Source organism: Acidicapsa ligni, from assembly GCF_025685655.1.
Lineage (GTDB): Bacteria > Acidobacteriota > Terriglobia > Terriglobales > Acidobacteriaceae > Acidicapsa > Acidicapsa ligni.
In genome coordinates this window covers 1-22,403 of the sequence record NZ_JAGSYG010000002.1, presented here as the reverse complement: position 1 = coordinate 22,403, position 22,403 = coordinate 1, and the positions used below count along the sequence as shown (strand labels likewise).

At 56.8% G+C, this 22,403-nt stretch carries 35 protein-coding genes; 3 read left to right on the top strand and 32 right to left on the bottom strand.

Annotated features, from left to right (window positions below; all coding sequences use genetic code 11):
* The first annotated feature begins 55 nt into the window (after window positions 1-55).
* From guaB to OHL19_RS06550, 3 genes are all read left to right on the top strand, one after another.
* A complete protein-coding gene (guaB, locus tag OHL19_RS06560) occupies window positions 56-1,579 on the top strand; it encodes an IMP dehydrogenase (RefSeq protein WP_263356843.1) in 1,524 nt (507 codons plus the stop codon).
* A gap of 40 nt (window positions 1,580-1,619) precedes the next feature.
* Window positions 1,620-2,108 (top strand): VanZ family protein, encoded by a 489-nt coding sequence (locus OHL19_RS06555; protein WP_263356842.1) that lies wholly within the window; start codon window positions 1,620-1,622, stop codon window positions 2,106-2,108.
* Between the two features lie 327 nt (window positions 2,109-2,435).
* A complete protein-coding gene (locus OHL19_RS06550; protein ID WP_396126745.1) occupies window positions 2,436-3,962 on the top strand; it encodes a DHA2 family efflux MFS transporter permease subunit in 1,527 nt (508 codons plus the stop codon).
* A gap of 149 nt (window positions 3,963-4,111) precedes the next feature.
* Here the strand turns inward: OHL19_RS06550 and rplQ are convergent, their stop codons facing one another.
* The 32 genes from rplQ to OHL19_RS06390 all read right to left on the bottom strand — a co-directional run.
* On the bottom strand, window positions 4,112-4,588 hold the full coding sequence (rplQ, locus tag OHL19_RS06545; protein WP_317890545.1) for a 50S ribosomal protein L17: 477 nt from the start codon (window positions 4,586-4,588) through the stop codon (window positions 4,112-4,114).
* A gap of 146 nt (window positions 4,589-4,734) precedes the next feature.
* Entirely contained in the window at window positions 4,735-5,829 is a 1,095-nt protein-coding gene (locus OHL19_RS06540) for a DNA-directed RNA polymerase subunit alpha (protein WP_263357619.1), read from the bottom strand.
* Window positions 5,830-6,045: 216 nt separating this feature from the next.
* Window positions 6,046-6,675, bottom strand: a complete 630-nt coding sequence (rpsD, locus tag OHL19_RS06535) for a 30S ribosomal protein S4 (protein ID WP_263356840.1) — start codon at window positions 6,673-6,675, stop codon at window positions 6,046-6,048.
* Between the two features lie 134 nt (window positions 6,676-6,809).
* Window positions 6,810-7,229 (bottom strand): 30S ribosomal protein S11, encoded by a 420-nt coding sequence (rpsK, locus tag OHL19_RS06530; RefSeq protein WP_263356839.1) that lies wholly within the window; start codon window positions 7,227-7,229, stop codon window positions 6,810-6,812.
* Complete coding sequence (gene rpsM, locus OHL19_RS06525; RefSeq protein ID WP_263356838.1) at window positions 7,229-7,609, bottom strand: 30S ribosomal protein S13; 381 nt, start codon at window positions 7,607-7,609, stop codon at window positions 7,229-7,231. Before rpsM ends, rpsK begins: the two co-directional genes overlap by 1 nt.
* Window positions 7,610-7,796: 187 nt before the next feature.
* Complete coding sequence (gene rpmJ / locus OHL19_RS06520) at window positions 7,797-7,910, bottom strand: 50S ribosomal protein L36 (RefSeq protein WP_263356837.1); 114 nt, start codon at window positions 7,908-7,910, stop codon at window positions 7,797-7,799.
* Window positions 7,911-7,967: 57 nt separating this feature from the next.
* Entirely contained in the window at window positions 7,968-8,186 is a 219-nt protein-coding gene (gene infA, locus OHL19_RS06515; RefSeq protein WP_263356836.1) for a translation initiation factor IF-1, read from the bottom strand.
* A gap of 75 nt (window positions 8,187-8,261) precedes the next feature.
* Window positions 8,262-9,014, bottom strand: coding sequence for a type I methionyl aminopeptidase (gene map, locus OHL19_RS06510; protein WP_263356835.1), 753 nt, complete (start codon window positions 9,012-9,014; stop codon window positions 8,262-8,264).
* A gap of 85 nt (window positions 9,015-9,099) precedes the next feature.
* Entirely contained in the window at window positions 9,100-9,828 is a 729-nt protein-coding gene (locus tag OHL19_RS06505) for an adenylate kinase (protein WP_263356834.1), read from the bottom strand.
* Window positions 9,828-11,213 (bottom strand): preprotein translocase subunit SecY, encoded by a 1,386-nt coding sequence (gene secY / locus OHL19_RS06500; protein ID WP_263356833.1) that lies wholly within the window; start codon window positions 11,211-11,213, stop codon window positions 9,828-9,830. Before secY ends, OHL19_RS06505 begins: the two co-directional genes overlap by 1 nt.
* Before the next feature lie 118 nt (window positions 11,214-11,331).
* A complete protein-coding gene (rplO, locus tag OHL19_RS06495; RefSeq protein ID WP_263356832.1) occupies window positions 11,332-11,814 on the bottom strand; it encodes a 50S ribosomal protein L15 in 483 nt (160 codons plus the stop codon).
* Window positions 11,815-11,907: 93 nt separating this feature from the next.
* Window positions 11,908-12,096: a 50S ribosomal protein L30 gene (rpmD, locus tag OHL19_RS06490; RefSeq protein WP_263356831.1), complete on the bottom strand. Its 189-nt coding sequence runs from the start codon at window positions 12,094-12,096 to the stop codon at window positions 11,908-11,910.
* 2 nt (window positions 12,097-12,098) lie between these two features.
* A complete protein-coding gene (rpsE, locus tag OHL19_RS06485) occupies window positions 12,099-12,605 on the bottom strand; it encodes a 30S ribosomal protein S5 (protein WP_263356830.1) in 507 nt (168 codons plus the stop codon).
* A 60-nt stretch (window positions 12,606-12,665) separates the two neighbouring features.
* Entirely contained in the window at window positions 12,666-13,022 is a 357-nt protein-coding gene (gene rplR / locus OHL19_RS06480; protein WP_263356829.1) for a 50S ribosomal protein L18, read from the bottom strand.
* Window positions 13,023-13,123: 101 nt separating this feature from the next.
* Entirely contained in the window at window positions 13,124-13,663 is a 540-nt protein-coding gene (gene rplF, locus OHL19_RS06475) for a 50S ribosomal protein L6 (RefSeq protein ID WP_263356828.1), read from the bottom strand.
* Between the two features lie 142 nt (window positions 13,664-13,805).
* Entirely contained in the window at window positions 13,806-14,204 is a 399-nt protein-coding gene (rpsH, locus tag OHL19_RS06470; protein WP_263356827.1) for a 30S ribosomal protein S8, read from the bottom strand.
* Window positions 14,205-14,359: 155 nt separating this feature from the next.
* Window positions 14,360-14,545, bottom strand: a complete 186-nt coding sequence (locus OHL19_RS06465; protein WP_263356826.1) for a type Z 30S ribosomal protein S14 — start codon at window positions 14,543-14,545, stop codon at window positions 14,360-14,362.
* 28 nt (window positions 14,546-14,573) lie between these two features.
* Entirely contained in the window at window positions 14,574-15,134 is a 561-nt protein-coding gene (gene rplE, locus OHL19_RS06460; protein ID WP_263356825.1) for a 50S ribosomal protein L5, read from the bottom strand.
* Window positions 15,135-15,258: 124 nt separating this feature from the next.
* Window positions 15,259-15,591: a 50S ribosomal protein L24 gene (rplX, locus tag OHL19_RS06455; RefSeq protein WP_263356824.1), complete on the bottom strand. Its 333-nt coding sequence runs from the start codon at window positions 15,589-15,591 to the stop codon at window positions 15,259-15,261.
* A gap of 33 nt (window positions 15,592-15,624) precedes the next feature.
* A complete protein-coding gene (gene rplN / locus OHL19_RS06450; protein WP_263356823.1) occupies window positions 15,625-15,996 on the bottom strand; it encodes a 50S ribosomal protein L14 in 372 nt (123 codons plus the stop codon).
* Window positions 15,997-16,066: 70 nt separating this feature from the next.
* Window positions 16,067-16,429, bottom strand: a complete 363-nt coding sequence (gene rpsQ / locus OHL19_RS06445; RefSeq protein ID WP_263356822.1) for a 30S ribosomal protein S17 — start codon at window positions 16,427-16,429, stop codon at window positions 16,067-16,069.
* 3 nt (window positions 16,430-16,432) lie between these two features.
* Entirely contained in the window at window positions 16,433-16,714 is a 282-nt protein-coding gene (gene rpmC, locus OHL19_RS06440; RefSeq protein ID WP_263356821.1) for a 50S ribosomal protein L29, read from the bottom strand.
* A 59-nt stretch (window positions 16,715-16,773) separates the two neighbouring features.
* A complete protein-coding gene (gene rplP / locus OHL19_RS06435; RefSeq protein ID WP_263356820.1) occupies window positions 16,774-17,235 on the bottom strand; it encodes a 50S ribosomal protein L16 in 462 nt (153 codons plus the stop codon).
* A 112-nt stretch (window positions 17,236-17,347) separates the two neighbouring features.
* Entirely contained in the window at window positions 17,348-18,022 is a 675-nt protein-coding gene (gene rpsC, locus OHL19_RS06430) for a 30S ribosomal protein S3 (protein WP_263356819.1), read from the bottom strand.
* A gap of 25 nt (window positions 18,023-18,047) precedes the next feature.
* Window positions 18,048-18,548, bottom strand: coding sequence for a 50S ribosomal protein L22 (rplV, locus tag OHL19_RS06425; protein ID WP_263356818.1), 501 nt, complete (start codon window positions 18,546-18,548; stop codon window positions 18,048-18,050).
* 91 nt (window positions 18,549-18,639) lie between these two features.
* The gene (gene rpsS, locus OHL19_RS06420) at window positions 18,640-18,927 is read right to left on the bottom strand and encodes a 30S ribosomal protein S19 (RefSeq protein WP_263356817.1); all 288 of its coding nucleotides are present in this window, start codon (window positions 18,925-18,927) and stop codon (window positions 18,640-18,642) included.
* Window positions 18,928-18,947: 20 nt separating this feature from the next.
* A complete protein-coding gene (rplB, locus tag OHL19_RS06415; RefSeq protein WP_263356816.1) occupies window positions 18,948-19,772 on the bottom strand; it encodes a 50S ribosomal protein L2 in 825 nt (274 codons plus the stop codon).
* Between the two features lie 121 nt (window positions 19,773-19,893).
* Window positions 19,894-20,187, bottom strand: a complete 294-nt coding sequence (locus OHL19_RS06410) for a 50S ribosomal protein L23 (RefSeq protein ID WP_263356815.1) — start codon at window positions 20,185-20,187, stop codon at window positions 19,894-19,896.
* Window positions 20,187-20,867: a 50S ribosomal protein L4 gene (gene rplD / locus OHL19_RS06405; RefSeq protein WP_263356814.1), complete on the bottom strand. Its 681-nt coding sequence runs from the start codon at window positions 20,865-20,867 to the stop codon at window positions 20,187-20,189. Before rplD ends, OHL19_RS06410 begins: the two co-directional genes overlap by 1 nt.
* Before the next feature lie 82 nt (window positions 20,868-20,949).
* Window positions 20,950-21,678: a 50S ribosomal protein L3 gene (rplC, locus tag OHL19_RS06400; protein ID WP_263356813.1), complete on the bottom strand. Its 729-nt coding sequence runs from the start codon at window positions 21,676-21,678 to the stop codon at window positions 20,950-20,952.
* 145 nt (window positions 21,679-21,823) lie between these two features.
* Window positions 21,824-22,141, bottom strand: coding sequence for a 30S ribosomal protein S10 (gene rpsJ, locus OHL19_RS06395; protein ID WP_263354137.1), 318 nt, complete (start codon window positions 22,139-22,141; stop codon window positions 21,824-21,826).
* Between the two features lie 125 nt (window positions 22,142-22,266).
* A partial coding sequence (locus OHL19_RS06390) for an EF-Tu C-terminal domain-related protein (RefSeq protein WP_449701828.1) occupies window positions 22,267-22,403 on the bottom strand: 137 nt, incomplete at its 5' end.

Here is a 22,403-nt window from a genome sequence, read left to right as displayed (position 1 = left end):
GAAGCCAAAAGCATTCGCTTTGAAGCCTCCGAGTCCCCAGGAGCATCTGAATCCTATGCTGACTTTCCCGTTACCCGAAGCCTTGACCTTTGACGATGTCCTGCTCGTGCCTGCTCATTCGGACGTTGTGCCCACCCAGGTAAGCACGCAGACCCAGCTCACCAAGTCGATTACCCTCAATACCCCGCTGATCTCGGCTGCCATGGACACGGTGACTGAGTCCCGTATGGCGATTGCCATGGCCCAGCAGGGTGGAATCGGCATCGTGCATCGCAATCTGTCGATCACCGACCAGGCCGGGGAAATCGACAAAGTAAAGCGCTCGGAAAGCGGCATGATCGTTGACCCCGTCACCATCGAGCCCGATCAGCCCATCGCTGCCGCCCTCGAAGTCATGCGCCGCTATAAAATTTCCGGCGTACCCGTCACTCGCGGCAAGCGCCTCGTCGGCATCCTTACCAACCGCGACCTGCGCTTTGAAACCCGCACCGATGTCCCCATCGGCGACGTGATGACCAAGACCGATCTGATCACCGTCCCAGTTGGCACAACGCTGGAAGAAGCAGAACTCATCCTGCATAAGCACCGCGTTGAAAAGCTCCTGGTCGTCAACGATCAGTACGAGCTCAAGGGCCTCATCACCGTCAAGGACATCCAGAAAAAGCTCAAATACCCCAACGCCAGCAAGGATTCCAAGGGCCGTCTGCGCGTCGGCGGAGCCATCGGAGCCACCGGAGACTTCCTCGAACGCGCCGCAGAACTTGTCCGCGCCCGCGCCGACGTCCTCGCCATCGACTCTGCCCACGGCCACTCCAGCCGCGTTCTTGAAGCCGTTCGCGAAGTCAAGAAAGCCTTCCCCAACATCGGCCTCCTCGCTGGCAACGTCGCCACCTATGACGGCGCACTCGCCCTCATCGACGCAGGCGCAGACGCCATCAAGGTCGGCTTCGGGCCAGGCTCGATTTGCACCACCCGCATGGTTACCGGAGCCGGAATGCCCCAGGTTACCGCGGTTGCCGAAGCCTATCGCGCCGCCAAAGAACACGGCATCCCGGTCATCGCCGACGGCGGTATCAAATACTCCGGCGAAGTCACCAAGGCCATTGCCGCTGGCGCCAGCTCGGTCATGATCGGCTCACTCTTCGCAGGCGTGGACGAAAGCCCGGGCGAAACCATCCTCTATCAGGGCCGCTCCTTCAAGTCCTATCGCGGAATGGGCTCACTCACCGCTATGGCGCTCGGCTCCAGCGAACGCTACTTCCAGAGCCCCGACGAAGCCGAATCCTCTTCCGCAAATGTCGAGAATGTCGTCCAGCGCGAGCGCAGCAGCCAGAATCGCCTCGCCAAGTTCGTCCCCGAGGGCATCGAGGGCCGTGTTCCTTATCGCGGACCTCTCGAAGGCATGGTTCTCCAGCTCGTCGGCGGACTCCGCTCCGGCATGGGCTACCTGGGCTGCAACAGCATCACCGAACTCCAGGAAAATGCGAAATTTGTGCGCATCACCGGCGCTGGCTTGCGCGAGAGTCACGTTCACGACGTGATCATCACCCGCGAGGCTCCCAACTATCATGTTGAGTAGTACGGCCCCGCGCCGGGAGCGAAGCCGAATTGGATTGTGGTTGAGCGCATGGATTCCTGTGCTTCTATGCATACTCGTCATTGCAACCGAATCGACCATCGTTTTTGGCGCCGACCATACGTCGGGCCCACTTCAACATTTCTTCGAATTCATCCTGAACCGTAAATTTTCCGCGGACGAGTGGGAGATTCGGCATTTCTACATCCGCAAGACTGGCCATTTCCTCGGCTATGGAACACTCTCCATCGCCTGGTTCCGCGCCTTTCGCATGACCCTGCGCGCCACCTCCAGCCATGTCTCTGCACGCATCGTCTCGGTAAGCCGCATCACCGCCGGAGCCATACGCCGCCAGCGCCAAGCCCACGGACTCGCCATGCTCGGCACCCTCGTCGTCGCATCGGCTGACGAATTCCACCAAAGCTTCCTGCCAAACCGCACAGGCACTCCCAAGGATGTACTGTTGGACTGCACCGGAGCCGCCGTCGTTCAGTTGATCGTCTGGCTATGCCTGCGCAAGCGCGCTGAATAGACGTCCGATCACATGGATCTGGTTCGCACTGGTTTGAACAGCACTGGGTTTGCACAGTATTGATTGCAGGATTAATGCATCCCTGCGGCCCTTTCCACCATCTGCATACAAGAACCTGATGCGCCAGCTTTCACCCGCCCAATTCTGGGGTAATTCTGCAAAGTTCAACCTTAAAAGGGGAGATGCATGGGTAGTTCCGCCGGAGCACTGAGTCCCGGGGATTCAATCCCCAACTCGCCAGCTCAGACCAAAACAGTCAACAACCCTTCCGCATCCGCCTCGAATCCCGCCCGGTGGAAGCCTCGTGCCAATCCCTGGCTGATTGCCATGACCGTCGCCCTTGCGGCCTTCATGGAAGTGCTCGATACCTCAATCGCCAACGTTGCCCTGCCCCACATCGCGGGCAATCTCGGCGCCAGCTTCAATGAAGGCACATGGGTTCTCACCAGCTACCTGGTAGCCAACGCCATCGTGCTTCCACTCGGCGGATGGGCCTCGAATCTCATGGGCAGGAAGAACTTCTTCCTGCTCTGCATCACCATCTTCACCATCGCCAGCTTCCTCTGCGGCATCGCTCCATCCCTGCCCATTCTGCTCTTGTGTCGCGTATTGCAGGGCGCAGGCGGCGGCGGATTGCAACCGATGGCACAGGCCATCATGGCCGACTCTTTCGAAGAGCACAAACGCGGCCAGGCCTTCGCTCTCTACGGCCTCGTTGCCGTTCTCGCGCCATCGATCGGCCCGTCCCTCGGCGGCTGGATCACCGACAGCTATTCCTGGCGCTGGATCTTCTATATCAACATCCCCGTCGGCATCCTCGCCTATTTTCTCGTCACCCGCCTCGTCGACGATCCACCGTGGATCAAGCCCGACAAAAAGCACCTCTACAACATGGACTACATGGGCCTGGCCTTCCTCACTCTCGCCATGGGCGGCCTGCAGGTCATGTTGGATAAGGGCGAAGAAAACGACTGGTTCGCCTCCAACTTCATCCGCACATTCCTCGTTCTGTTTGTCGTTGGCATTGTCGGATTGATCGTCTGGGAGCTGCGCAAAAAAGACCCGCTCATCAACCTCCGCATCTTCAAGTACAAGAACTTCGCGATCTGTTGTTTTCTAATGATGCTGGTCGGCGGAGTACTCAACGCCAGCACCGTGCTGCAACCGCAATTTCTTCAGCAGTTGCTCGGCTACACCGCAACCAATGCAGGCAAGGCACTCACCGCTGGCGGATTCTCCCTCGTAGTCGTCATGCCCTTTGCCGGCTGGGCCACAGGCAAATTTGCCGCACGGAACATCGCGGCAATCGGCTTCTGCTTCTTCGCATTTTCCTTCTGGTTCACCACCACCCAGCTAAGCCTCGACATGAGCTTCGGCAATGCGAGCCTGCTGCGTGTCATTCAACTCGCACCGATCCCGTTCTGCTTTATTCCGATTACGACCGCCGCTTACGTCGGCATCCCAAAAGAGCAGAGCAACCAGGTTGCCGGCCTTATCAACTTCGTGCGTAACATCGGCGGCAGTATCTTCATCGCCGTCACCGGAGCCATCGTCACCAACCGCTCCCTGCACCACGAGGCCCTGCTGCAAAACCACATGAGCAACCTCAATATTCCGTATGCACAACACACCGCAGACCTGGGCGCGGCACTGGCACAGAGCTTCGGCAAGGCTAACAGCAGCCCAATGGCCACCGGCAGCATCTACGGGCAGCTACAGCAGCAGGCAGCCATGCTGGGCTATCAGGACGTCTACAAGATGCTCTTCTGGATGTCCATCGGCATGATCTTCTTCGCCTTCCTGCTAAACAAAAACAGGCCCGGCGCAGGTGCAGGCGGCGGAGCCATGCATTGAGTTAGGGTGCAATGCACTGAGTTACGGCCAGTACGGCTGGTCAATTTCATTGAACCCAAACATAAAAAGACGGGCGAGATCATCTTCCAAGAGATGATCTTGCCCGTCCCAGTTTCTAACTCAAAATCAGCTAAAGGCTATGCAGTACCTTAAGCGGCTGCGTCGTCCGCGCCAGCTTCATTCTTCTGCTTTTCCATGGCTTCTTCAAGCTCGGCGCGCTTCTTGGCTTTGAGGTCGGCACGCTTCTGCCGCTTCTCGTCCAGCTGCTTCTCAGCACCCAGCAGTTCGATGAAAGCCTTCTCGGCTCCATCGCCCTTTTGGAAGCCAGTCTTGACGATGCGCAGATAGCCGCCCTGACGATCGCCGTAGCGAGGAGCCACGGTGTCGAAAAGCCGCTTGACCGAGACATCCGTCATCAGGAAAGCCAGTGCCTGGCGGCGCGAGTGCAGATCGCCCTTCTTGCCCAGGGTAATCATCTTCTCGACCAGCGGGCGAACAGCCTTCGCCTTCGCAATGGTCGTCTCGACGCGATCTTCGATAATGACGGACGTGACCAGGTTGCGCAGAAGCGCACGGCGGTGGCTGGTGTTGCGTCCGAGTTTAAATCCTGCATTGCGATGGCGCATGACGTGTTACTCTCTTTCCAAAATTTCAATATCGCCGCGCATCTCGTAACGTCAAAGCCTGCCGCGGCTAAACCCGTAAAAACAAACCCGTATTGCAAACTCAAACGGCGGGAATCGGCTCGAGAGCCAATGCCCGCCATCCTCGTTTAGAAGTTCTCTGTTTCCGTAGGCAGTTGCATATCCACGGAATCCAACAACTCATCCTCGTCGTCAAAGCGGCTGAAACCAGCAGCCAGGGCAGCAGCAGGAAGAATGCTGGTCGGTCCGGGAACAGCATTGCCGTTCTCGTCGATCTTCATCCCCAGCGAAAGACCCATCTGCGCCAGGATTTCCTTGATCTCGTTCAAGCTCTTGCGGCCAAAGTTCTTGGTCTTGAGCATCTCGGCTTCGGTCTTCTGTACCAGTTCGCCGATGGTCTGAATGTTGGCGTTCTTCAGGCAGTTGTAGCTGCGCACAGAAAGCTCAAGTTCTTCAACCGAACGATTCAGATTGTCATTGCGGAGCAGCATGCCGCCTGCTTCGCCGTGAGCTTCTGCATCAATCTCTTCTTCAAAGTTGATGAAGATGCTCATGTGATCCTTGAGCAGCTTCGCAGCCAGGCCGAGTGCGTCCGCCGGCAGAACCGCGCCGTTCGTCCACACTTCGAGAGTGAGCTTGTCGTAGTCGGTAATCTGTCCCAGACGCGCAGCTTCCACGAGATAGTTCACGCGGCGAACAGGCGAGTGGACCGAATCGACCGGGATAAAACCAATACCGAGATCCGCGTCAAAGTTCTTGTCGGCAGAGATGTAGCCGCGTCCACGCTTCAGACGCATCTCCATATCCAGACGGCCACCTTCGGAAACAGTAGCGATGTAGACATTCTTATCCAGAATCTCGACATCTCCGTCTGCTTCGATCATGCCCGAGGTAACAACACCTGGCTGATCCGCGCGCAGATACAGAGCCTTCGGCCCATCACCATTCAACTTGAAAGGAATCTGCTTCAAGTTCAGGATGATGTCGGTTGCGTCTTCCACCACTCCGCCAATCGATTGGAACTCGTGCAGCACGTCCTCGATACGGACGGCGGTCACGGCAGCTCCCTCAATCGAGCTCAGCAATGTACGGCGCAGCGCATTGCCGATCGTGGTACCAAAACCACGCTCAAAGGGCTGTGCACTGAACTTTCCAAACTTCTCGGTAAGCGTTTCAGCATCGACTGCCAGGCGCTTCGGCTTTTGAAATCCTCTCCACAACATAGCGTATTCACTCTTCCCGCGTGGCAATCGTCGCGATGCATTTTGCAACGGCCGCGCAAGTTCTCCTGCGGTTTGATTTGAAGTAATTGGCAGAGCCAGCTACCTTTACTGCGTTTTGAAAAACCTGTACTACGTTTAAAAAAACTGGTAACAAAACAAATCTTCGGTACCCCATCCTTCGTGCGCATTTTGCACAAAGGATGGGATACCACAAAGCTACTTCGAGTACAGTTCGACGATGAGCTGTTCGTTGACCGGCAGCGAAACCTCTTCGCGCTTCGGCAATGAAACAACCTTGCCCGTCAGATTCTCGAAATCAATCTGCAACCATGTCGGCGTGTGGTTCTGCGCCGCGTAATCACGGGCCGCTTCCACAACCACCAGCTTCTTCGCATTCTCGCGAATCGCAATCGTGTCCCCAACGCCCACTTGGAACGAAGGGATGTTCACCTTGCGGCCGTTGACTTCCACATGTCCGTGACGAACAATCTGGCGAGCCTGGCGACGCGAAATCGCAAACCCGAGACGGAACGCAACGTTGTCGAGGCGACGCTCGAGCTGCTGAATGAGAAACTCACCGGTAACGCCGGTATGCTTGCTCGCCTTCTCATAATAAGCCCGGAACTGGCTCTCGAGCGTGAAGTAGATGCGCTTGGCCTTCTGCTTCTCACGCAATTGCAGGCCGTAACCAACAATCTTGGCCTTGCGGCTCTGACCGTGCTGGCCAGGAGCAAAGTTGCGCTTCTCGATGGGGCACTTGTCGCTGAGGCACTTGGTGCCTTTCAGAAAAAGCTTGGTGCCTTCGCGACGGCAAAGGCGGCATACGGGGCCGGTGTAACGTGCCATGAATCTCTCCTGCTTCAGATGTCGATCGCTTTACACGCTGGCTGCGCTTCGTCGCGATCCATTGTTAGAGGTGTCAGAGATCAGGGCTCAGAAATATCTGACTGAACCCCGATCCCTGAAACCTGATTCTTACCTTAGACGCGACGGCGCTTCGGCGGACGGCAGCCGTTATGCGGCACCGGCGTAACGTCCCTGATCGAGCGGACATCGATACCAGCCGCAGCCAGTGCGCGAATCGCCGACTCACGGCCCGAACCCGGACCAGAGACGCGAACGTCCACTGCACGCAAACCATGATCGCGAGCCGCATTCGCAGCGTTCTGAGCAGCCTGCTGAGCCGCGAAGGGAGTGCCCTTACGCGAACCGCGGAAGCCCAGCGATCCCGAGCTCTTCCAGCTCAGCGTGTTGCCGACTGGATCGGTGATCGTGACGATGGTGTTGTTGAACGTGGCTTGAATGTACACAAGACCAAATGGAACATTCTTTCGCTCACGCTTTTTAAACTTCTTGTTCTTGCTCGCTTTTCCAGCGGCGCTAGCCTGTTGCTTTGCCATTACTTCGTCACCTTCTTCTTGCCGGCAACGGTGCCCTTGCGAGGACCTTTACGGGTGCGAGCGTTGGTGCGGGTACGCTGGCCATGAACCGGCAGCGAACGCTTGTGGCGCGTTCCGCGATAGCTTTGGATGTCCATCAGGCGCTTGATGTGCATCGAGACGTCCTTGCGCAGGTCGCCTTCGATATTGCCTTCATCTTCAATTACCTGACGAATGCGGTTAACCTCGTCCTCGCCCAGATCCTGAACCTTCTTAAAGCCATCAACGTTGGCCTTGACAAGGATCCTGGCTGCACGGGGATTACCGATCCCGAAAATGTACGTGAGCGCGATTCGTGCCTGCTTGTTGCGGGGCAGATCGACGCCAGCAATACGTGCCATGTGCTTCCTTCGTATTTCCCTTGCAGGAAATGTGTTGTGTGCTCCGGCATCTATCCGGTCTGCACTGGATTACTCGAAAATCTCTCCGGGGTTCATCGCAAGCCTTCATGAGTCTTGCAACTCGGCTAACTCGCCCCTGGGCCTGAATACTTCTACCCGTTGGAGGTTTCCGCTTGATCAGGACAAACTATCCCTGACGCTGCTTATGCTTTGCGACTTCGCAGATCACGCGCACCTTGCCATGCCGGTGGATGACCTTGCACTTGTCACAAATCTTCTTGACTGACGCACGAACCTTCATTGCTTTACTTCCCTCTTCCTCGCGCCCGGGCCAGTATCGGACCAAAGCACGAAAAACTCATTTATAGCGGTACACAATTCGTCCGCGGTTCAAGTCATACGGACTCAGTTCAACCGCCACGCGGTCACCGGGCAGAATGCGGATGAAGTTCTTGCGCATCCGGCCTGAAACGTGAGCCAGCACCTGGTGGTCATTCTCCAGCTTGACCTTGAACATGGCATTGGGCAGCGTCTCAACAACTACTGCCATTACCTCAATCGCGTCTTCCTTCGACAAACCCTGTTTCCGCTTCCGCCGGACCTCAGTTCAGTCCCGCCTGTTGTACCAAATCGCTTGCCGATTACCGGCCAGCTACTCGGTTAAGATCATCGCCCCGGTAGCCGTCACAGCCACCGTATGCTCAAAATGAGCGCTCATACTGCCGTCTTCCGTCACAGCAGTCCAGCCATCTTTCAATACTTCAACGCCCGGCTTGCCCGCGTTCACCATCGGCTCAATCGCAATCACCATGCCCTCGCGCAGCTTCATACCACGTCCGCGCTGGCCATAGTTGGGAACCTGCGGATCTTCGTGCATCCGAGTTCCAATCCCGTGTCCGACAAAATCCCGAACAACCGAAAATCCTTCAGCCTCGACAACTTCCTGCACCGCCGCGCCGATATCGCCCAGCGTTGCACCCGGCTTGACCGTCTCGATTGCCGCCCGCAAAGAAGCCTGGGTCGCGCTCAGCAGGCGAAGCGTCTTCTCGTCGATCTTTTCACCTACCGGAACCGTGATCGCCGAATCGCCATAGAACCCGTCCACAATCGCGCCGCAGTCGATGGAGACGATATCGCCTTCCTTCAGTACGCGCTTCTTGGAGGGAATTCCATGCACCACTTCACTGTTGATCGAGGTGCACAGGATCGCCGGAAACCCGTGATAACCCTTGAAAGCAGCCTTCGCGCCGAGCTCGTTCATCTTGGCTTCGGCTGCGTTTTCCAGGTCCTGAGTCGTAGCTCCGGGCTTCACATGATCACGCACATGATCCAGCACGAGGCGAACGACCTTGCCTGCGCGACGCATGTGCTCTACTTCCCGTGCTGACTTCAGAATTACGGCCACAATCCCACTTCCCCGACTGCACAAATCAACAAAACTTCTTAAAACACACAAACTGCCGACACAATCCGGGTTTTAACCTGAAAGGTTAAGCCCGCAATCGCTCGACAGAAGACACAATGCCAGCGGCCACATCGGCTACCGGCTGATCTCCATTGACCTCGGCAAACCTGCTCAATCCGCGATAATGCTCGATCACCGGGGCAGTCAGGGTGTCATAGGTACGCATACGCCCATCGAAGCACATTTCCGTATCGTCGCTTCGCTGTACCAGAGTCGCGCCTTCTACGTCGCAAACTCCTTCAATACGAGGGGGTTGCAGGTAGATGTTATAGATCGTCTGGCAGACGGGGCAGTTGCGGCGTCCAGTAATACGACGCAGTAATCGAGTATAGTCCACCTGAATGCTAACTGCAACTACCGGCAGGGCATTACAGTGTTCCGCCAACCAATTGTCCAGCCACTGCGCCTGTGGAATCGTCCGTGGAAACCCGTCCAGGATGAATCCATTCCTGGTATCCGGCTCCACCAATCGTGCCGCCACCATGTCGTTGACCAGCGTGTCCGGAACCAGCTTGCCCTGAAGCATCAGTTCATTCGCCAGCTTGCCTAGTTCCGTGCCACGGTCGCGATGCGATCGAAGCAGGTCGCCAGTGGAAATCTGGGGAATTCCCCAGAGCTTCACCAGCTCCTTGGCTTGCGTTCCCTTGCCAACTCCAGGAGCACCCAGCAGCAGGATCGGGCCAGGGACAACCGGGTGGCCAGGATGCACCACTTCCCCGCTATCCCCTGCGGCTGAAGAAACTGCCGTACCCATTACCAGGTCTTCCTTCCGCGAACACGACCCGAACGCGGTGAGAATCCGTCATAGTGCCGCATAATCAACTGCGACTCAATCTGGTTAGCTGTATCCATCGCCACGCCAACCACGATCAGCAGTGAGGTTCCACCGAAGTAGAAGTTCATGTGCAGACCGTTGGTGACCCACGCCGGCAGATGCTCAAAGATACCGCCCACCAGCCAGAGATGATTCAGATGGAAGCCGGAAAGAAGGAACGTCGGCACCAGCGAGATCAGGATCAGGTAAACAGCGCCGACCAACGTAATGCGGGTCAGAATGTCGTTGATGTAGTCCGAAGTGCGGCGTCCAGGACGAATACCCGGAATAAATGAACCGCTCTTGCGCATGTTGTCCGCAATGTCATCGGGACGGAAAACGATCGAGATGTAGAAGTAGGCGAAGAAGATGATCGCCGCCATGTACAGGAACTCGTACCACGGCTCGCCAGGCTGCAGACCGGCCATGATGTTCGACAGCACTTTGTTCGACTGAACAAAACCCACCTGGCTGAACAACAGCGGAGCCGACAGAATCGAACTGGCAAAGATGACCGGCATTACACCGCCTGAATTCACCTTCAGCGGCAGGTGCGAACTAAGTCCACCCATCATCTTGCGGCCGACAATACGGCGAGCCGACTGCACCGGTATCCGACGCTCCGACCGCTCGACGAATACGATGAAAGCCACCAGGGCCACCATCGCCGCCAGCAGCAGCAGAACCGCAACGCCCGTAAACGTGCCCCAGGCATTGGTCTTTACCTTGTCGACAATGTCCGCAATGCCACGCGGCAGACCAACCACGATACCCGTAAAGATCAACAGGCTCATGCCGTTGCCGATACCGCGATCGGTGATCTGCTCACCCAGCCACATGATGAAGGCCGTACCTGTCGTCAAGGTCAGAACCGTCAGCAAGATAAACGCCGGTCCGGAGATGATCACCATGCCCTGGCTGGTCAATCCGAAAGCAATTGCAATCGACTGGAAAGCCGCGAGGATAACCGTGAGATAACGCGTCCACTGGGTGATCTTGCGACGTCCCAGTTCGCCTTCTTTTTGAAGGCGAGCCAACGGCTCATAAACCACCGTCAACAACTGGAAGATGATCGACGCCGTGATATACGGCATGATGCCCAGCGCGAAGATCGTAAACCGGCGAAGGTTACCGCCTGAGAACATATCCAGCAGGCCGAGGGCCGATCCGCCCTGCGTGTGGAAGAACTGCTCCAGCAACTTGCTGTTCACACCTGGAGTCGGCAAAAACGCGCCCAGGCGGTAAATTGCCAGCAGGCCCAGTGTGAAACCAATCCGCTTACGCAGATCGGGAACCCGGAAGATATTGAGGAACTTTTCAAACATAGCTTAAGGATCCACTCCGCAGGCCGAACTGCCCGTCTTGCCCCAAATTTGCTGGCAGAACCATCCTATTCCCCGGAGGCCCTGCCTGTCCTTAAACGCGCAAAAGCGCGGGGCGGAATTACTCCGCCGCCGTAACAGTAACTCCACCAGCCACGATCGCCTTGCCGCCAGCCTTTTCAATCTTCTCAGCCGCAGTCTTCGAGAACCGGTGCGCCGTAATCGAGATAGCCGTGGTCAATTCGCCCGTACCCAGAATCTTGATCAAAGCCTTCTTGTTACCGGCCAGACCAAGCTTCTTGTAATCCTCAAGCGCGATCTCGGAGATGCCACGCTCGGCAGCCAGATCGGCAATGCGGGTCAGGTTGATGACGGTGTATTCAACGCGGAAGATGTTGGTAAATCCACGCTTGGGAAGACGGCGATGCAACGGCATCTGGCCGCCCTCAAAGCCACGCATCAGGCTGGAGCCCGAACGCGAACCCTGGCCCTTGTGGCCGCGGGTTGAAGTCTTACCCATGCCGGATCCCATACCGCGACCGACACGCTTGCGCCCAGTGTTTGCCTTCTTGGGCGCGCGGAGATTTGAAAGATTCTTTGCCATGATTTCCTCGCTCATGCGCCGGCACTGAAAGTTGCTGCCGACTCGCGTAATAGCCCCGACCATTGGCCGGGGCGTATGTTTAGTCTACTCGAATTAGTCTTCGAGAATGCGAACCAGATGCGGAACAGTCTTCACCATGCCGCGAACCGACTCATTATCAACGCGCTCAACAATCTGATTGAGCCGCGTAAAGCCCAGGCCAGTGATGACCCGCTTGTGCTTGAACGGGGTCGAAATCGCCGACCGGTAATACTCAATACGAATCTTCTTAACGTCTGCCATGATTAAAGCTCCTCAACCGTCTTGCCGCGCATCAAGGCAACTTCAGCCTTGTCACGGAGCTGGGTCAGTGCATCAAAGGTGGCCTTGATCACGTTGTGCGGATTCGCCGTGCCGAGCGACTTCGTCAGCACGTTCTGCACGCCTGCCGAGGTCATTACCGCGCGCACTGCGCCACCGGCAATCACGCCCGTACCTTCAGGAGCCGGCTTCAGCAGCACATGTCCAGAGCCAAAACGGCCCAGAACCTGGTGCGGAATCGTCGTCTCGGTCAGGTTGATCTTGACCAGATTCTTCTTGGCCGACTCAATTCCCTTGCGAATCGCCTGGGGAACTTCCTTGGCCTTGCCCGAACCATAGCCCACCACTCCGGCAGTCGCGTCGCCCACCACAACGAGAGCCGCGAACGACATGTTTTTGCCGCCCTTGACTACCTTCGTTACGCGGTTGATCGCCACAACCTGATCGGTCAGCTTGAAATGGTTGGCGTCGAGTTTCTTTGTAAATGCCATTGTTCTTCCGTTTCCTTCCGAATCCGTGAGACGGCCTTCCGGCCCTTTTGACCTAAATGCTTAGAAGTCCAGACCTGCTTCACGCGCGGCATCGGCCAGCGCCTTGATGCGTCCGTGGTACAGGTAGCCGCCACGGTCAAACACAACCTTCTTGACGCCCTTTTCGATCGCCTGCTCCGCGACCAGCTTGCCCACTTCCTTGGCTGCGGCAATGTTGCCGCCTGCATTGATCTTGCCAGCCAATGTGGAAGCCGAAGCCAGTGTGGTGCCGGTTGCGTCGTCGATTACCTGCGCATAGATGTGGTTCAGCGAGCGATATACGTTCAGACGTGGCCGCTGCGCCGTACCGGAGATCTTCTGCCGAATGCGGAAGTGAACCCGTCCGCGTACCTGATTTCGTTCTGTCTTTGCAATCATTGTCGTTTCTTCCTATCAGCGGAGCCGCCATGCAGATCCGTTCGGTAATTTGTTCTGGCTTCTGGGTTCCGTTAGGAACCCAGAAGCCCGTCCGGCTAAGACTACTTGGAACCTGACTTGCCGGCCTTCTTCTTCAGCTTCTCGCCGGTATAGCGAACGCCCTTGTTCTTGTACGGATCCGGCTTGCGCAGCGAACGCATATCGGCTGCAACCTGGCCAACCTTCTGCCGGTCAATGCCCGAGATCGTCAAGTGCGTCTGCTTCGGATCGATCGTTACTTCAATGCCCGTGGGCAGTGGGAACTCGATCGGGTGCGAATAGCCAAGCGTGAATACTACCATCGCCTTGCTCTTCAACTCAGCACGGTAACCAATGCCGACGATGTCCAGATCCTTCGTCCAGCCAGCAGTCACACCATGAACCGCGTTGAAAACCAAGGCGCGGGTCAGGCCGTGAAACGCAGCAGCCTTATCGCTCTCACGCGTCACATTCAATACGCCATCAACGGTCTCCAGTTGAATGCCAGGAGCGATCAAAGCGGAAACTTTGCCCTTCGGTCCTTCAACCAGCACAGTGTTGCCACTGATGGTGTACTTCACACCAGCAGGCAACGGAATCGGTTTCTTGCCAATACGCGACATTACTTATCCTTAACGGCTTGCGAGTCCCTTCAAAGCTATTCGCCAGGAAGTTCCACTGCAGCCTGAGAGCATCCGCTCTCACTTACAAATCAAACAAATTCCATTTGGACCCCGCCAAAGGCTGAGGCCCGCACGGCAGGTGCTACCAGACTTCGCAGAGGATCTCGCCGCCAACGCCTTCACGGCGTGCCTGGCGACCGGTCATGACACCCTTAGGGGTCGTCATGATGGAGATGCCCAATCCACCCTGGACGCGCTTGATCTCATCGCGGCCGATATAAACGCGGCAGCCGGGACGCGAAATGCGAGCCAGATCGCGGATAGCAGCTTCAGAACCCGCGCCATACTTCAAGTACACGCGCAGAACCTGCTTGCCTTCTTCTTCCTGGGTCTTGTAGTTCGAGATATAGCCCTCTTCTTTGAGGATGCGGGCAATCTCAGCCTTCAACTTCGAAGCTGGAACATCCAGCTTCTGGTGGCGTGCGCGGATAGCATTCCGGATGCGCGCCAGAAAATCTGCAACTGGGTCAGTCAGACTCATTCCTTCTCCTTCATTCCCCGTTCGCTCCACTTATCCAGTAGAGAACCAGCAGGAATGTTCACTAGCTCGCGGGCTAGAAACTCTCTTCGTTCAAAAACATGCTTTGGCAGATACCGCCGCTGGGCCATCCAAAGGATTCGCCCGTGCGGCCAGTACTACCAGCTCGACTTCACAACGCCAGGAATCTCTCCCCTGTGCGCCAGGCCGCGGAAGCATAGACGGCAGATGCCAAACTTGCGTAGGAACGCCCGAGGACGTCCGCAGAGCTGGCAGCGGTTATGTTGGCGGCAGGCAAACTTGGGCTTGCGCGCATCTTTCACTCGTTTTGCAGTGGTTGCCATAGTTCCCCTTGTTTCTTCCGGTTCGCTCTTACGCGCCCTGACGGAAAGGCATTCCGAACTGCCGAAGCAGCGCGCGTGCCGAGTTGTCATCGTGGGCGGTGGTCACGATGGTGATGTTCATGCCCTTCAGCTTCTCTACCTTGGAGTAATCAATCTCCGGGAAGATCAACTGATCGCGCAGGCCGAGCGTGTAGTTACCACGGCCATCAAAACTCTTGGTGGACACGCCGCGAAAATCGCGTACTCGCGGCAGAGCCGTCGAGATCAGGCGGTCCAGAAATTCGTACATGGCATCCTGGCGCAGTGTAACCATGGCGCCAATCGACATGCCCGCGCGCACCTTGAATGCGGCGATCGACTTCTTCGACTTCGTCGTGACCGGCTTCTGTCCAGCGATCATTCCCAGATCGGCGACCAGAGGGTCAAGCAGCTTGGTGTTCTGGGTAGCTTCGCCCAGACCCATGTTGATTACAATCTTTTCGATCTTCGGCACGGCCATGATGTTGTCCAGGCCAAGCTCCTTCTGGAGCGCAACACGAATCTCTTTGTTGTACTTCTCTTTCAATCTTGCCGGTGTACGTTCTGCCATTTCCTTCTGCTCTCTTTCTTCCGGTCTGCGGAGTAGCTCATCGTCTCCGACTCGCCGTATACCGTTACGGAAGTGATTGGCCAGCGGACTTTGCAACATCCCTGGCCGGGATCAACTACAAAAACTACTTCGACTTGGTAGGCTGCTCAGCGCCGCACTTCTTGCAAACGCGAACCTTGACGCCGCCTTCAACCTTGAAGGCCACACGGGTCGTCTTGCCGCAGCTCACGCATACCAGCGCCACGTTCGAAACGTGAAGCGGGGATTCCTGCTCAGCAATGCCGCCCTTGGTGTTCTTGCCCGACTTCGAACTGACAGTCTTCTTGACAATGCGCACATGCTCAACAAGAACCTTGTCCTTGTCCGGGAATACCCGAAGGACGCGACCCTGCTTGCCAGCATCGGCGCCGGTAAGCACCTGAACCTTGTCGTTACGATGAATATTCAATCCAGCCATTTCTCTCTCACCCGTCTTGCCAGTCAGCAGAAGTTAGATAACTTCAGGAGCCAGCGAAACAATCTTCAGAAACTTCTTCTCGCGCAACTCACGGGCAACCGGCCCGAAAACACGCGTACCAACCGGCTCGCCCGACTCGTTGATCAGCACTGCTGCATTCTCATCGAAGCGGATATACGTTCCATCCCGGCGGCGATACTCCTTGCGCGTACGCACAATTACCGCCTTGACGACCTTACCCTTCTTGACTGTTCCGTCCGGGGAAGATTCCTTCACCGCAGCCGTAACTACATCGCCCAGACCAGCCTTCTTGCCGGAAGAACCACCCAGGGGAAGGATTACCTGCAACTTGCGCGCGCCTGAATTATCGGCAACCGCAAGCATCGTTCTCATTTGTACTGCCATTTGCTCAACTCCTTCCCCCGATTCAGACTTGTCCCTCAGACAAACCGATCGGGCTCAATCCTGTTCAGACTTAGCTAGCCTTCGGAGCTGCGTCTTCCAACTGACCCAGCGAAGAGCGACGAACAATCTCTTCCAGTGACCAGCGCTTCAGCTTGCTCAGCGGACGGCTTTCGCGAATGCGAACAACATCGCCGACACGCGCCGAATTCTGCTCGTCATGGGCATAGAACTTCTTGTTGCTCTTCACAATACGCTTGTACTTCGGGTGCGCCTTGCGCATCTCGACCTCGACCACAATGGTCTTCTGCATCTTGGTCGAAACCACATTGCCAACCTTCTCGTTGCGGCGTGCTCCAACTTCAGCTGGAACCGCGGGAGTGGCCGTCGGCGTGCTCGATGCTACTGTCTGCGAAACTTCTTTAGTGGCCGCCATAACTTACTTGGCCTCCTTCTTCGACTTCGTTGTCTTCTTGGCCTTCACCGGAGCGGCAGCCTTCTTGGCCTTGGCCTCAGGTACTTCCCGCTGAATCCCAAGCTCGCGTTCCTTGGCGATCGTCTTGATGCGGGCGACATCCTTGCGCAGCTCACGCAGCTTGCGAATGCCTTCGTTCTGCCCCAGCTTGGCCTGAAAGCGGATGCGGAAGAGTTGCTCGGAAGTCTGCACTCCCGTCGTCTTCAATTCCTCGTCGCTCAGGTTACGAATCTTTGCTAATTCCATCGTCTTCTCTCCAGCGTCCCAGCCCTATCCGAGCCCCGATCGCCTCAATCTCAAAACTCTTACTGCGCAGCTTCCGTACCCGTCTCGACTTCCGCCGGGGCGTTCTTGATCACCGCAGGACGCTGCACGAAGCGGGTCTTCAACGGCAGCTTGTTGGCTGCCAGGCGCATCGCTTCCATCGCGATTTCAGGAGTAACTCCCTCCATCTCGAAGAGGATCTTGCCCGGACGAACAACTGCCGCCCAGTGATCCAACGCACCCTTACCGGAACCCATTCGAACTTCGGCCGGCTTCTTGGTGATCGGCTTGTCCGGGAACAGACGCAGCCAGACCTTGCCGCCACGCTTGATAAAGCGCGTCATTGCGATACGGCTGGCTTCGATCTGACGGTCGGTAATGTAACCGCATTCCATGACCTTCAGCCCATACTCGCCAAACGAGAGGGTCGAACCGCGCCATGCCTTGCCGCGCATCTTGCCCTTCTGCTGCTTGCGAAACTTGACCTTCTTTGGCATCAACATAGCGAAATCCTCGTTAAACAGCTACTAGCCCTTAGCTAGTAGCTTCTAGCTCTTACTCTTCCGTCTCACTTCCGTTCCTCCAACTAGTAGCTGGAGACCAGAAGTTGGCAGGCTACAGCTGAAAAGCACCCGCACCCGCAACAACCGGCTGGCGACGCTTCTGCTCGTAGATATCGCCACGGTAAATCCAGGTCTTCACGCCAATGATTCCATAGGTCGTGTGCGCCTCGGAGAAGCCGTAATCGATGTCCGCGCGCAACGTGTGCAGCGGCAGACGTCCCTGCAAATACCACTCGGAACGCGCGATTTCGTTCCCGTTCAAACGGCCCGAAACGCGAACCTTGATTCCCTTGCAACCGAAACGCAGCGCCGAATCAACGCTCTTGCGCATCGCGCGGCGGAAGCCAACGCGCTTCTCAAGCTGCAACGCGATATTCTCGGAAACCAACTGGGCATCCAGCTCCGGCTTGTTCACCTCGAGAATGTCGATGAAGACATCCCGATTGGTGCGCTTCGCCAACTCGCCCTTGAGCTTCTCAATCTCCGAACCCTTGCGGCCGATAACAATACCCGGACGCGCAGTGCGGATGATAAACCGTAGCTTGTTGCCTGGACGCTCAATCTCTACCGAGCTGACGCCGGCAGCCTTCAGCTTGTCCTTCAACTCAGCCTTGAGCTTGACATCTTCGACCAGCAACTTCGCGTAATCGCGCGTGGCAAACCAGCGCGAGCGCCATGGCTTGTTGACTCCGAGCCGGAATCCATAAGGATGAACTTTCTGTCCCATACTTTGCCTCTTAAATCCTTCCGGCCTACGCGGCCGACTTGGTCTTGCTGCCTGTCTTGGTTGACGCCTTCTTGGCTGCCGTCTTGCTGGCGGCCTTTTTGGCCTTCGCCGGCGTTACATCAACCTTGGTCACTTCCGCGCCTTCTTCAACACGCTCGGCAACCGAAACAATGATGTGCGTCAGGCGACGTTGATACCGGAACGCACGGCCCATAGGCGCAGGACGGATGCGCTTCATGCGCGGTCCCTCGTTCGCTATCGCCAGCTTGACGTACAGGTTGTCAACATCCAGATCCAGACCACGCTCATCGGACAGATACTTCGCATTGTCCAGTGCCGAGGTCAGCACCTTGTGAATCACCGGAGCGATCCGCTTCTTGGTAAAGGCGAGTGTTTCCAGCGCCCTCTGAACTCCCAGTCCCTTGACCAGATTCAGCACCAACCGCGCCTTCTGCGGCGATACGCGCTGGAACCTTGCCTCGGCCCGGAATTCTTTTGTCTCGACTGCTTTTGTCTGGACTGCCATTGCTCTGCCTTTCAGTCTCCGGCGAACCCGGCGCTCTTAAGCGACCTGCCCGCCTTTGCTAATCCCTATTTCCTGATGCCTGGTCCCTGAACTACCGGGCCTTGGCGCCCGACTCAGACGACTTCTGGGTGTGCCCCTTGAAGGTACGGGTCGGAGAAAATTCGCCAAACTTGTGTCCCACCATGTTCTCCGTCACATAGACCGGGATGAACTTGCGACCGTTATGCACGGCAACGGTGTGACCGATGAATTCGGGGAAGATCGTAGAGCGGCGCGACCAGGTCTTGATGACCTTTTTGTCGTTGGCGGCATTCAGAACTTCCACCTTCTTGATCAAATGCTCGTCCACAAAGGGACCTTTTTTCGTCGAACGTGCCATAAATCGTAGCTCCCTTAGCCTTATTTCTGCCGGCGGCTGACGATGAATGCGTCGGTCCGCTTGTTGTTACGCGTCTTGTAGCCACGTGTCGGCTGGCCCCACGGAGTGACCGGATGACGGCCGCCCGAGGTCTTGCCCTCACCACCACCATGCGGGTGATCCACAGGGTTCATCGATACACCACGGTTGCTGGGGCGAATGCCCTTCCAGCGGTTACGTCCGGCCTTGCCGATCGAAACATTCTCATGGTCCGTATTGCCAACCTGGCCAATCGTCGCCATGCACTCCACCAGAACCTTGCGGGTCTCGCCGGAGGGCAGCTTCAGAAGAGCGTAATCGCCTTCCTTCGCTACCAGCTGCGCCTGCGCGCCTGCCGAACGAGCCATCTGCGCGCCCTTGCCGGGACGAAGCTCGATGTTGTGAACCACCGTACCCGAAGGGATATTCTTCAGCGGCAACGCATTGCCGATCAGAATGTCAGCCTCTGGGCCGCTCATGATCTTCTGTCCAACCTTCAAACCAACTGGCTGAATGATGTAACGCTTCTCGCCATCCAGGTAATGAATCAGCGCAATCCGCGAAGAACGGTTGGGATCATATTCGATCGTCGCAACGGTTCCAGGGATGCCGTACTTGTCTCGCTTGAAGTCGATCAAACGTAGCTGACGCTTGTGTCCGCCACCGTGATGACGCATCGTCAGGTCGCCCTGATTGCGCCGTCCACCAGTGCGAGGCCGCGTAACGACCAGCGCCTTGTGCGGCACATTCGTGGTGATGTCATCGTTCACCAGCGTAGTCTTGAAGCGAAGCGTCGGCGTAATCGGTCTGTATGTTTTGATTGCCATCGTCTGTTTCCCTGGCCTTCCAGGCCCGCGATCTTTTCAGATCCCGTTCCCAAGGCTTACGTTTCTCCGGGGCCTCGAACTCATCCCCGATAATTCTTTCTGAACACCCAGCAACTGGAAGCTAGTAGTTGTTCACGTACTCCGGCATCTTTTCGCCAGACTTCAGACGAACATACGCCTTCTTCCAGTCCGGCTTGTATCCGGAGAACTTGCCGCGGCGACGTTCCTTGCCGAGCACGTTCGCAGTGCGAACTGCAGCTACCTTCACCTTGAAGAGAGCCTCAACCGCCTGCTTCACTTCCGTCTTGCTGGCCTCAGGAGCGACGTCGAATACCAGCGTCCCCTCAGTCTCTTTCACTTGCAGACCCTTCTCAGTAATGAGAGGGCGGCGAATAACTTCGTAGAGTGTCGGCATTATGCGACCTCCTTCTGTGCAGCAGCCAGCTTGCGCTTCGAAACAGTCTTCTTCAGCGACTCGCCCAGCAGCTCAATAGCATCCTTCGAGAAGATCGCCCGCTCGTAGCGCAGCAGATCATAGGGATGCACTTCGTTGTTCAGCATCAGCTCAACACGATCCAGGTTGCGAACGCCCAGGAACAGAGCCTCCGTCAGCGTCTTGCCGCTCTCGACGATCAGCGTGGTGCGGTTTGCACCGAGCTTATCGAGGGCCGAACGGTAAAGCTTGGTCTTTGCTTCCTTGATCTCCAGGGAATCAACGATCGTCAGCTTGCCGTCCGCCAGCTTTGAAGCCAGAGCCGAGCGCAGAGCACCCAGCAGCTTCTTGCGCGGGAACGCGTAATCATAGCTGCGTGGCTGAGGTCCGTGAACCGTACCGCCATGGCGCCAGAGAGGTGAACGCACAGAACCGACACGTGCACGGCCAGTTCCCTTCTGCTTCCAAAGCTTCTTGCCCGAACCTGCAACCAGCTTGCGATTCTTGGTGGCCGCGGTGCCCTGACGTATCGCTGCGCGATAGTGCTTGACCGCTTCCCACAGGAGAGCTTCGTTCACCTGGTCGGCCGCGAATACCTCGTCGGCCAGCTCCACGGTGCCCACTTTGTCCCCGTTCAGATTGACTACATCCACGTTTGCCATCGTCTTCTTCTTTCCCCAGCAATACTTTGGCTGCCGGGTCAAATCTCGTTTCAAACTTCTCGACTTGCCTGGACGGCTAGTCTTACTTCTTCTTGCTTCCCATTGCCTTCTTGGAAGCCTTCAACGGATCGACAGTGCCGGCTCCAGCGAAACCACGACGCTCGCGCGGCGGAGCCTTGGCCTTCGAAATCAACACATATCCATCACGAGGACCCGGTACAGCACCCTCAACCATGATCAGGTTCTCTTCGACATCGATGCCGCGAATGCGCAGGTTGCGCACCGTGACCTGATCCACGCCGAAGTGACCCGGCATACGCTGCCCAGGAAACACACGCGACGGGAAGCTCGATGCACCGATGGAGCCCTGCACCTGGAACATGTGCCCGTGCGACTTGGGACCGCCGCCGAAACCGTGACGGCGAACAACGCCCGCAAAACCACGGCCCTTGGAAGTACCAATCACATCCACAAACTTGTCGTCCGAGAAAATATCAACCAACACGCGGTCTCCCGCCTTGGCAACTTCCTCACCCTCGCCCACAGCCAGCAAACCAACTTCGCGAATCTCGCGAACCGGTGGCGCATCTGCCTTGGCGAAGTGACCAGCCAACGGCTTGGTGACGCGGTTTGCCTTGACGAACTCAACAAAGCCAATCTGCGCGGCCTCATAGCCATCGCGTGCGGCGGTCTTGAGCTGCGTAATCACGCAGGGACCAGCCTGCAGAACGGTAATCGGGTGCACATCGCCCTTCTCATCGAAGACCTGTGTCATGCCGATTTTTTTACCTAAAATTCCAGTGACTGACATATTTTCCTTTCCTCATCATGCGAGGCTGGCCTTACCTATGATGGCCCAGACCCGGCACTGCCGGAGTGAGTAGCGCCTATTAAGCGCCGGATTCATCTTTCATCCTCGGCCTACCCGCAAAGCGGATGTGCCTGGATGGCAATTCTTACTTCTCGAAGGCCTTGATCTCAACATCCACACCGGCTGGCAGATCGAGCTTCATCAGCGCGTCCACGGTCTGCTGGGTGGGTTCGAGAATATCGATCAGGCGCTTGTGCGTCCGGATCTCAAAAGCTTCGCGAGACTTCTTGTCGACGTGCGGCGAACGCAGCACGCAATACTTGTTCTTGACCGTCGGGAGCGGAATCGGGCCCGCGACCTGTGCTCCGGTGCGCTTGGCAGTCTCGACGATTTCGCCTGTCGAGGTATCCAGTACCCGGTAGTCGTATGCCTTCAGCCGAATTCGAATTCTCTGTCCTACCATGTGCTTCAATCTTTCCCGCGTACAGTGTGAACCTCTGCACCGTCGCGACTAACCAAACTTGACCGACTAATCAGGAAACAAGGGTTAGTGCCCTAACCCCGTTTCCCAATCTTTGTTCCCTGTTCTTAAGCGATAATCTCGCTGATGGCGCCCGCGCCGACTGTCCTGCCGCCTTCGCGAATCGCGAAGCGCAGTCCCTTTTCCATCGCAACTGGAGTGTGCAGCTCAATCTCCAACTGGATGTTGTCGCCTGGCATAACCA

What these genes read in the sequence shown, in the direction of transcription:
- rpsC (WP_263356819.1), bottom strand. Translation starts at nt 18,022, where the DNA reads ATGGGACAGAAAGTTCATCCTTATGGATTCCGGCTCGGAGTCAACAAG.
- rpsE (WP_263356830.1), bottom strand. Translation starts at nt 12,605, where the DNA reads ATGGCATTTACAAAGAAACTCGACGCCAACCATTTCAAGCTGACCGAT.
- rpsQ (WP_263356822.1), bottom strand. Translation starts at nt 16,429, where the DNA reads ATGGCGGCCACTAAAGAAGTTTCGCAGACAGTAGCATCGAGCACGCCG.
- rpsH (WP_263356827.1), bottom strand. Translation starts at nt 14,204, where the DNA reads ATGAGTCTGACTGACCCAGTTGCAGATTTTCTGGCGCGCATCCGGAAT.
- OHL19_RS06550 (WP_396126745.1), top strand. Translation starts at nt 2,436, where the DNA reads ATGACCGTCGCCCTTGCGGCCTTCATGGAAGTGCTCGATACCTCAATC.
- rpsJ (WP_263354137.1), bottom strand. Translation starts at nt 22,141, where the DNA reads ATGGTAGGACAGAGAATTCGAATTCGGCTGAAGGCATACGACTACCGG.
- OHL19_RS06465 (WP_263356826.1), bottom strand. Translation starts at nt 14,545, where the DNA reads ATGGCAACCACTGCAAAACGAGTGAAAGATGCGCGCAAGCCCAAGTTT.
- rplX (WP_263356824.1), bottom strand. Translation starts at nt 15,591, where the DNA reads ATGGCTGGATTGAATATTCATCGTAACGACAAGGTTCAGGTGCTTACC.
- rplP (WP_263356820.1), bottom strand. Translation starts at nt 17,235, where the DNA reads ATGTTGATGCCAAAGAAGGTCAAGTTTCGCAAGCAGCAGAAGGGCAAG.
- rplR (WP_263356829.1), bottom strand. Translation starts at nt 13,022, where the DNA reads ATGATTGCAAAGACAGAACGAAATCAGGTACGCGGACGGGTTCACTTC.
- rplF (WP_263356828.1), bottom strand. Translation starts at nt 13,663, where the DNA reads ATGTCGCGTATTGGCAAGAAACCGATTCCGTTGCCTGCTGGTGTGAAG.
- rpmC (WP_263356821.1), bottom strand. Translation starts at nt 16,714, where the DNA reads ATGGAATTAGCAAAGATTCGTAACCTGAGCGACGAGGAATTGAAGACG.
- rpsD (WP_263356840.1), bottom strand. Translation starts at nt 6,675, where the DNA reads ATGGCACGTTACACCGGCCCCGTATGCCGCCTTTGCCGTCGCGAAGGC.
- rplQ (WP_317890545.1), bottom strand. Translation starts at nt 4,588, where the DNA reads ATGCGCCATCGCAATGCAGGATTTAAACTCGGACGCAACACCAGCCAC.
- rplB (WP_263356816.1), bottom strand. Translation starts at nt 19,772, where the DNA reads ATGGCAATCAAAACATACAGACCGATTACGCCGACGCTTCGCTTCAAG.
- rplD (WP_263356814.1), bottom strand. Translation starts at nt 20,867, where the DNA reads ATGGCAAACGTGGATGTAGTCAATCTGAACGGGGACAAAGTGGGCACC.
- guaB (WP_263356843.1), top strand. Translation starts at nt 56, where the DNA reads ATGCTGACTTTCCCGTTACCCGAAGCCTTGACCTTTGACGATGTCCTG.
- rpmJ (WP_263356837.1), bottom strand. Translation starts at nt 7,910, where the DNA reads ATGAAGGTTCGTGCGTCAGTCAAGAAGATTTGTGACAAGTGCAAGGTC.
- rplN (WP_263356823.1), bottom strand. Translation starts at nt 15,996, where the DNA reads ATGGCAGTACAAATGAGAACGATGCTTGCGGTTGCCGATAATTCAGGC.
- OHL19_RS06540 (WP_263357619.1), bottom strand. Translation starts at nt 5,829, where the DNA reads ATGTTGTGGAGAGGATTTCAAAAGCCGAAGCGCCTGGCAGTCGATGCT.
- rpsS (WP_263356817.1), bottom strand. Translation starts at nt 18,927, where the DNA reads ATGGCACGTTCGACGAAAAAAGGTCCCTTTGTGGACGAGCATTTGATC.
- rplE (WP_263356825.1), bottom strand. Translation starts at nt 15,134, where the DNA reads ATGGCAGAACGTACACCGGCAAGATTGAAAGAGAAGTACAACAAAGAG.
- secY (WP_263356833.1), bottom strand. Translation starts at nt 11,213, where the DNA reads ATGTTTGAAAAGTTCCTCAATATCTTCCGGGTTCCCGATCTGCGTAAG.
- rplO (WP_263356832.1), bottom strand. Translation starts at nt 11,814, where the DNA reads ATGGCAAAGAATCTTTCAAATCTCCGCGCGCCCAAGAAGGCAAACACT.
- OHL19_RS06410 (WP_263356815.1), bottom strand. Translation starts at nt 20,187, where the DNA reads ATGCCGACACTCTACGAAGTTATTCGCCGCCCTCTCATTACTGAGAAG.
- rpsK (WP_263356839.1), bottom strand. Translation starts at nt 7,229, where the DNA reads ATGGCAAAGCAACAGGCTAGCGCCGCTGGAAAAGCGAGCAAGAACAAG.
- rplV (WP_263356818.1), bottom strand. Translation starts at nt 18,548, where the DNA reads ATGGCAGTCCAGACAAAAGCAGTCGAGACAAAAGAATTCCGGGCCGAG.
- rplC (WP_263356813.1), bottom strand. Translation starts at nt 21,678, where the DNA reads ATGTCAGTCACTGGAATTTTAGGTAAAAAAATCGGCATGACACAGGTC.
- OHL19_RS06505 (WP_263356834.1), bottom strand. Translation starts at nt 9,828, where the DNA reads ATGGGTACGGCAGTTTCTTCAGCCGCAGGGGATAGCGGGGAAGTGGTG.
- rpsM (WP_263356838.1), bottom strand. Translation starts at nt 7,609, where the DNA reads ATGGCACGTATTGCTGGCGTCGATCTGCCCCGCAACAAGCAGGCACGA.
- rpmD (WP_263356831.1), bottom strand. Translation starts at nt 12,096, where the DNA reads ATGGCAGACGTTAAGAAGATTCGTATTGAGTATTACCGGTCGGCGATT.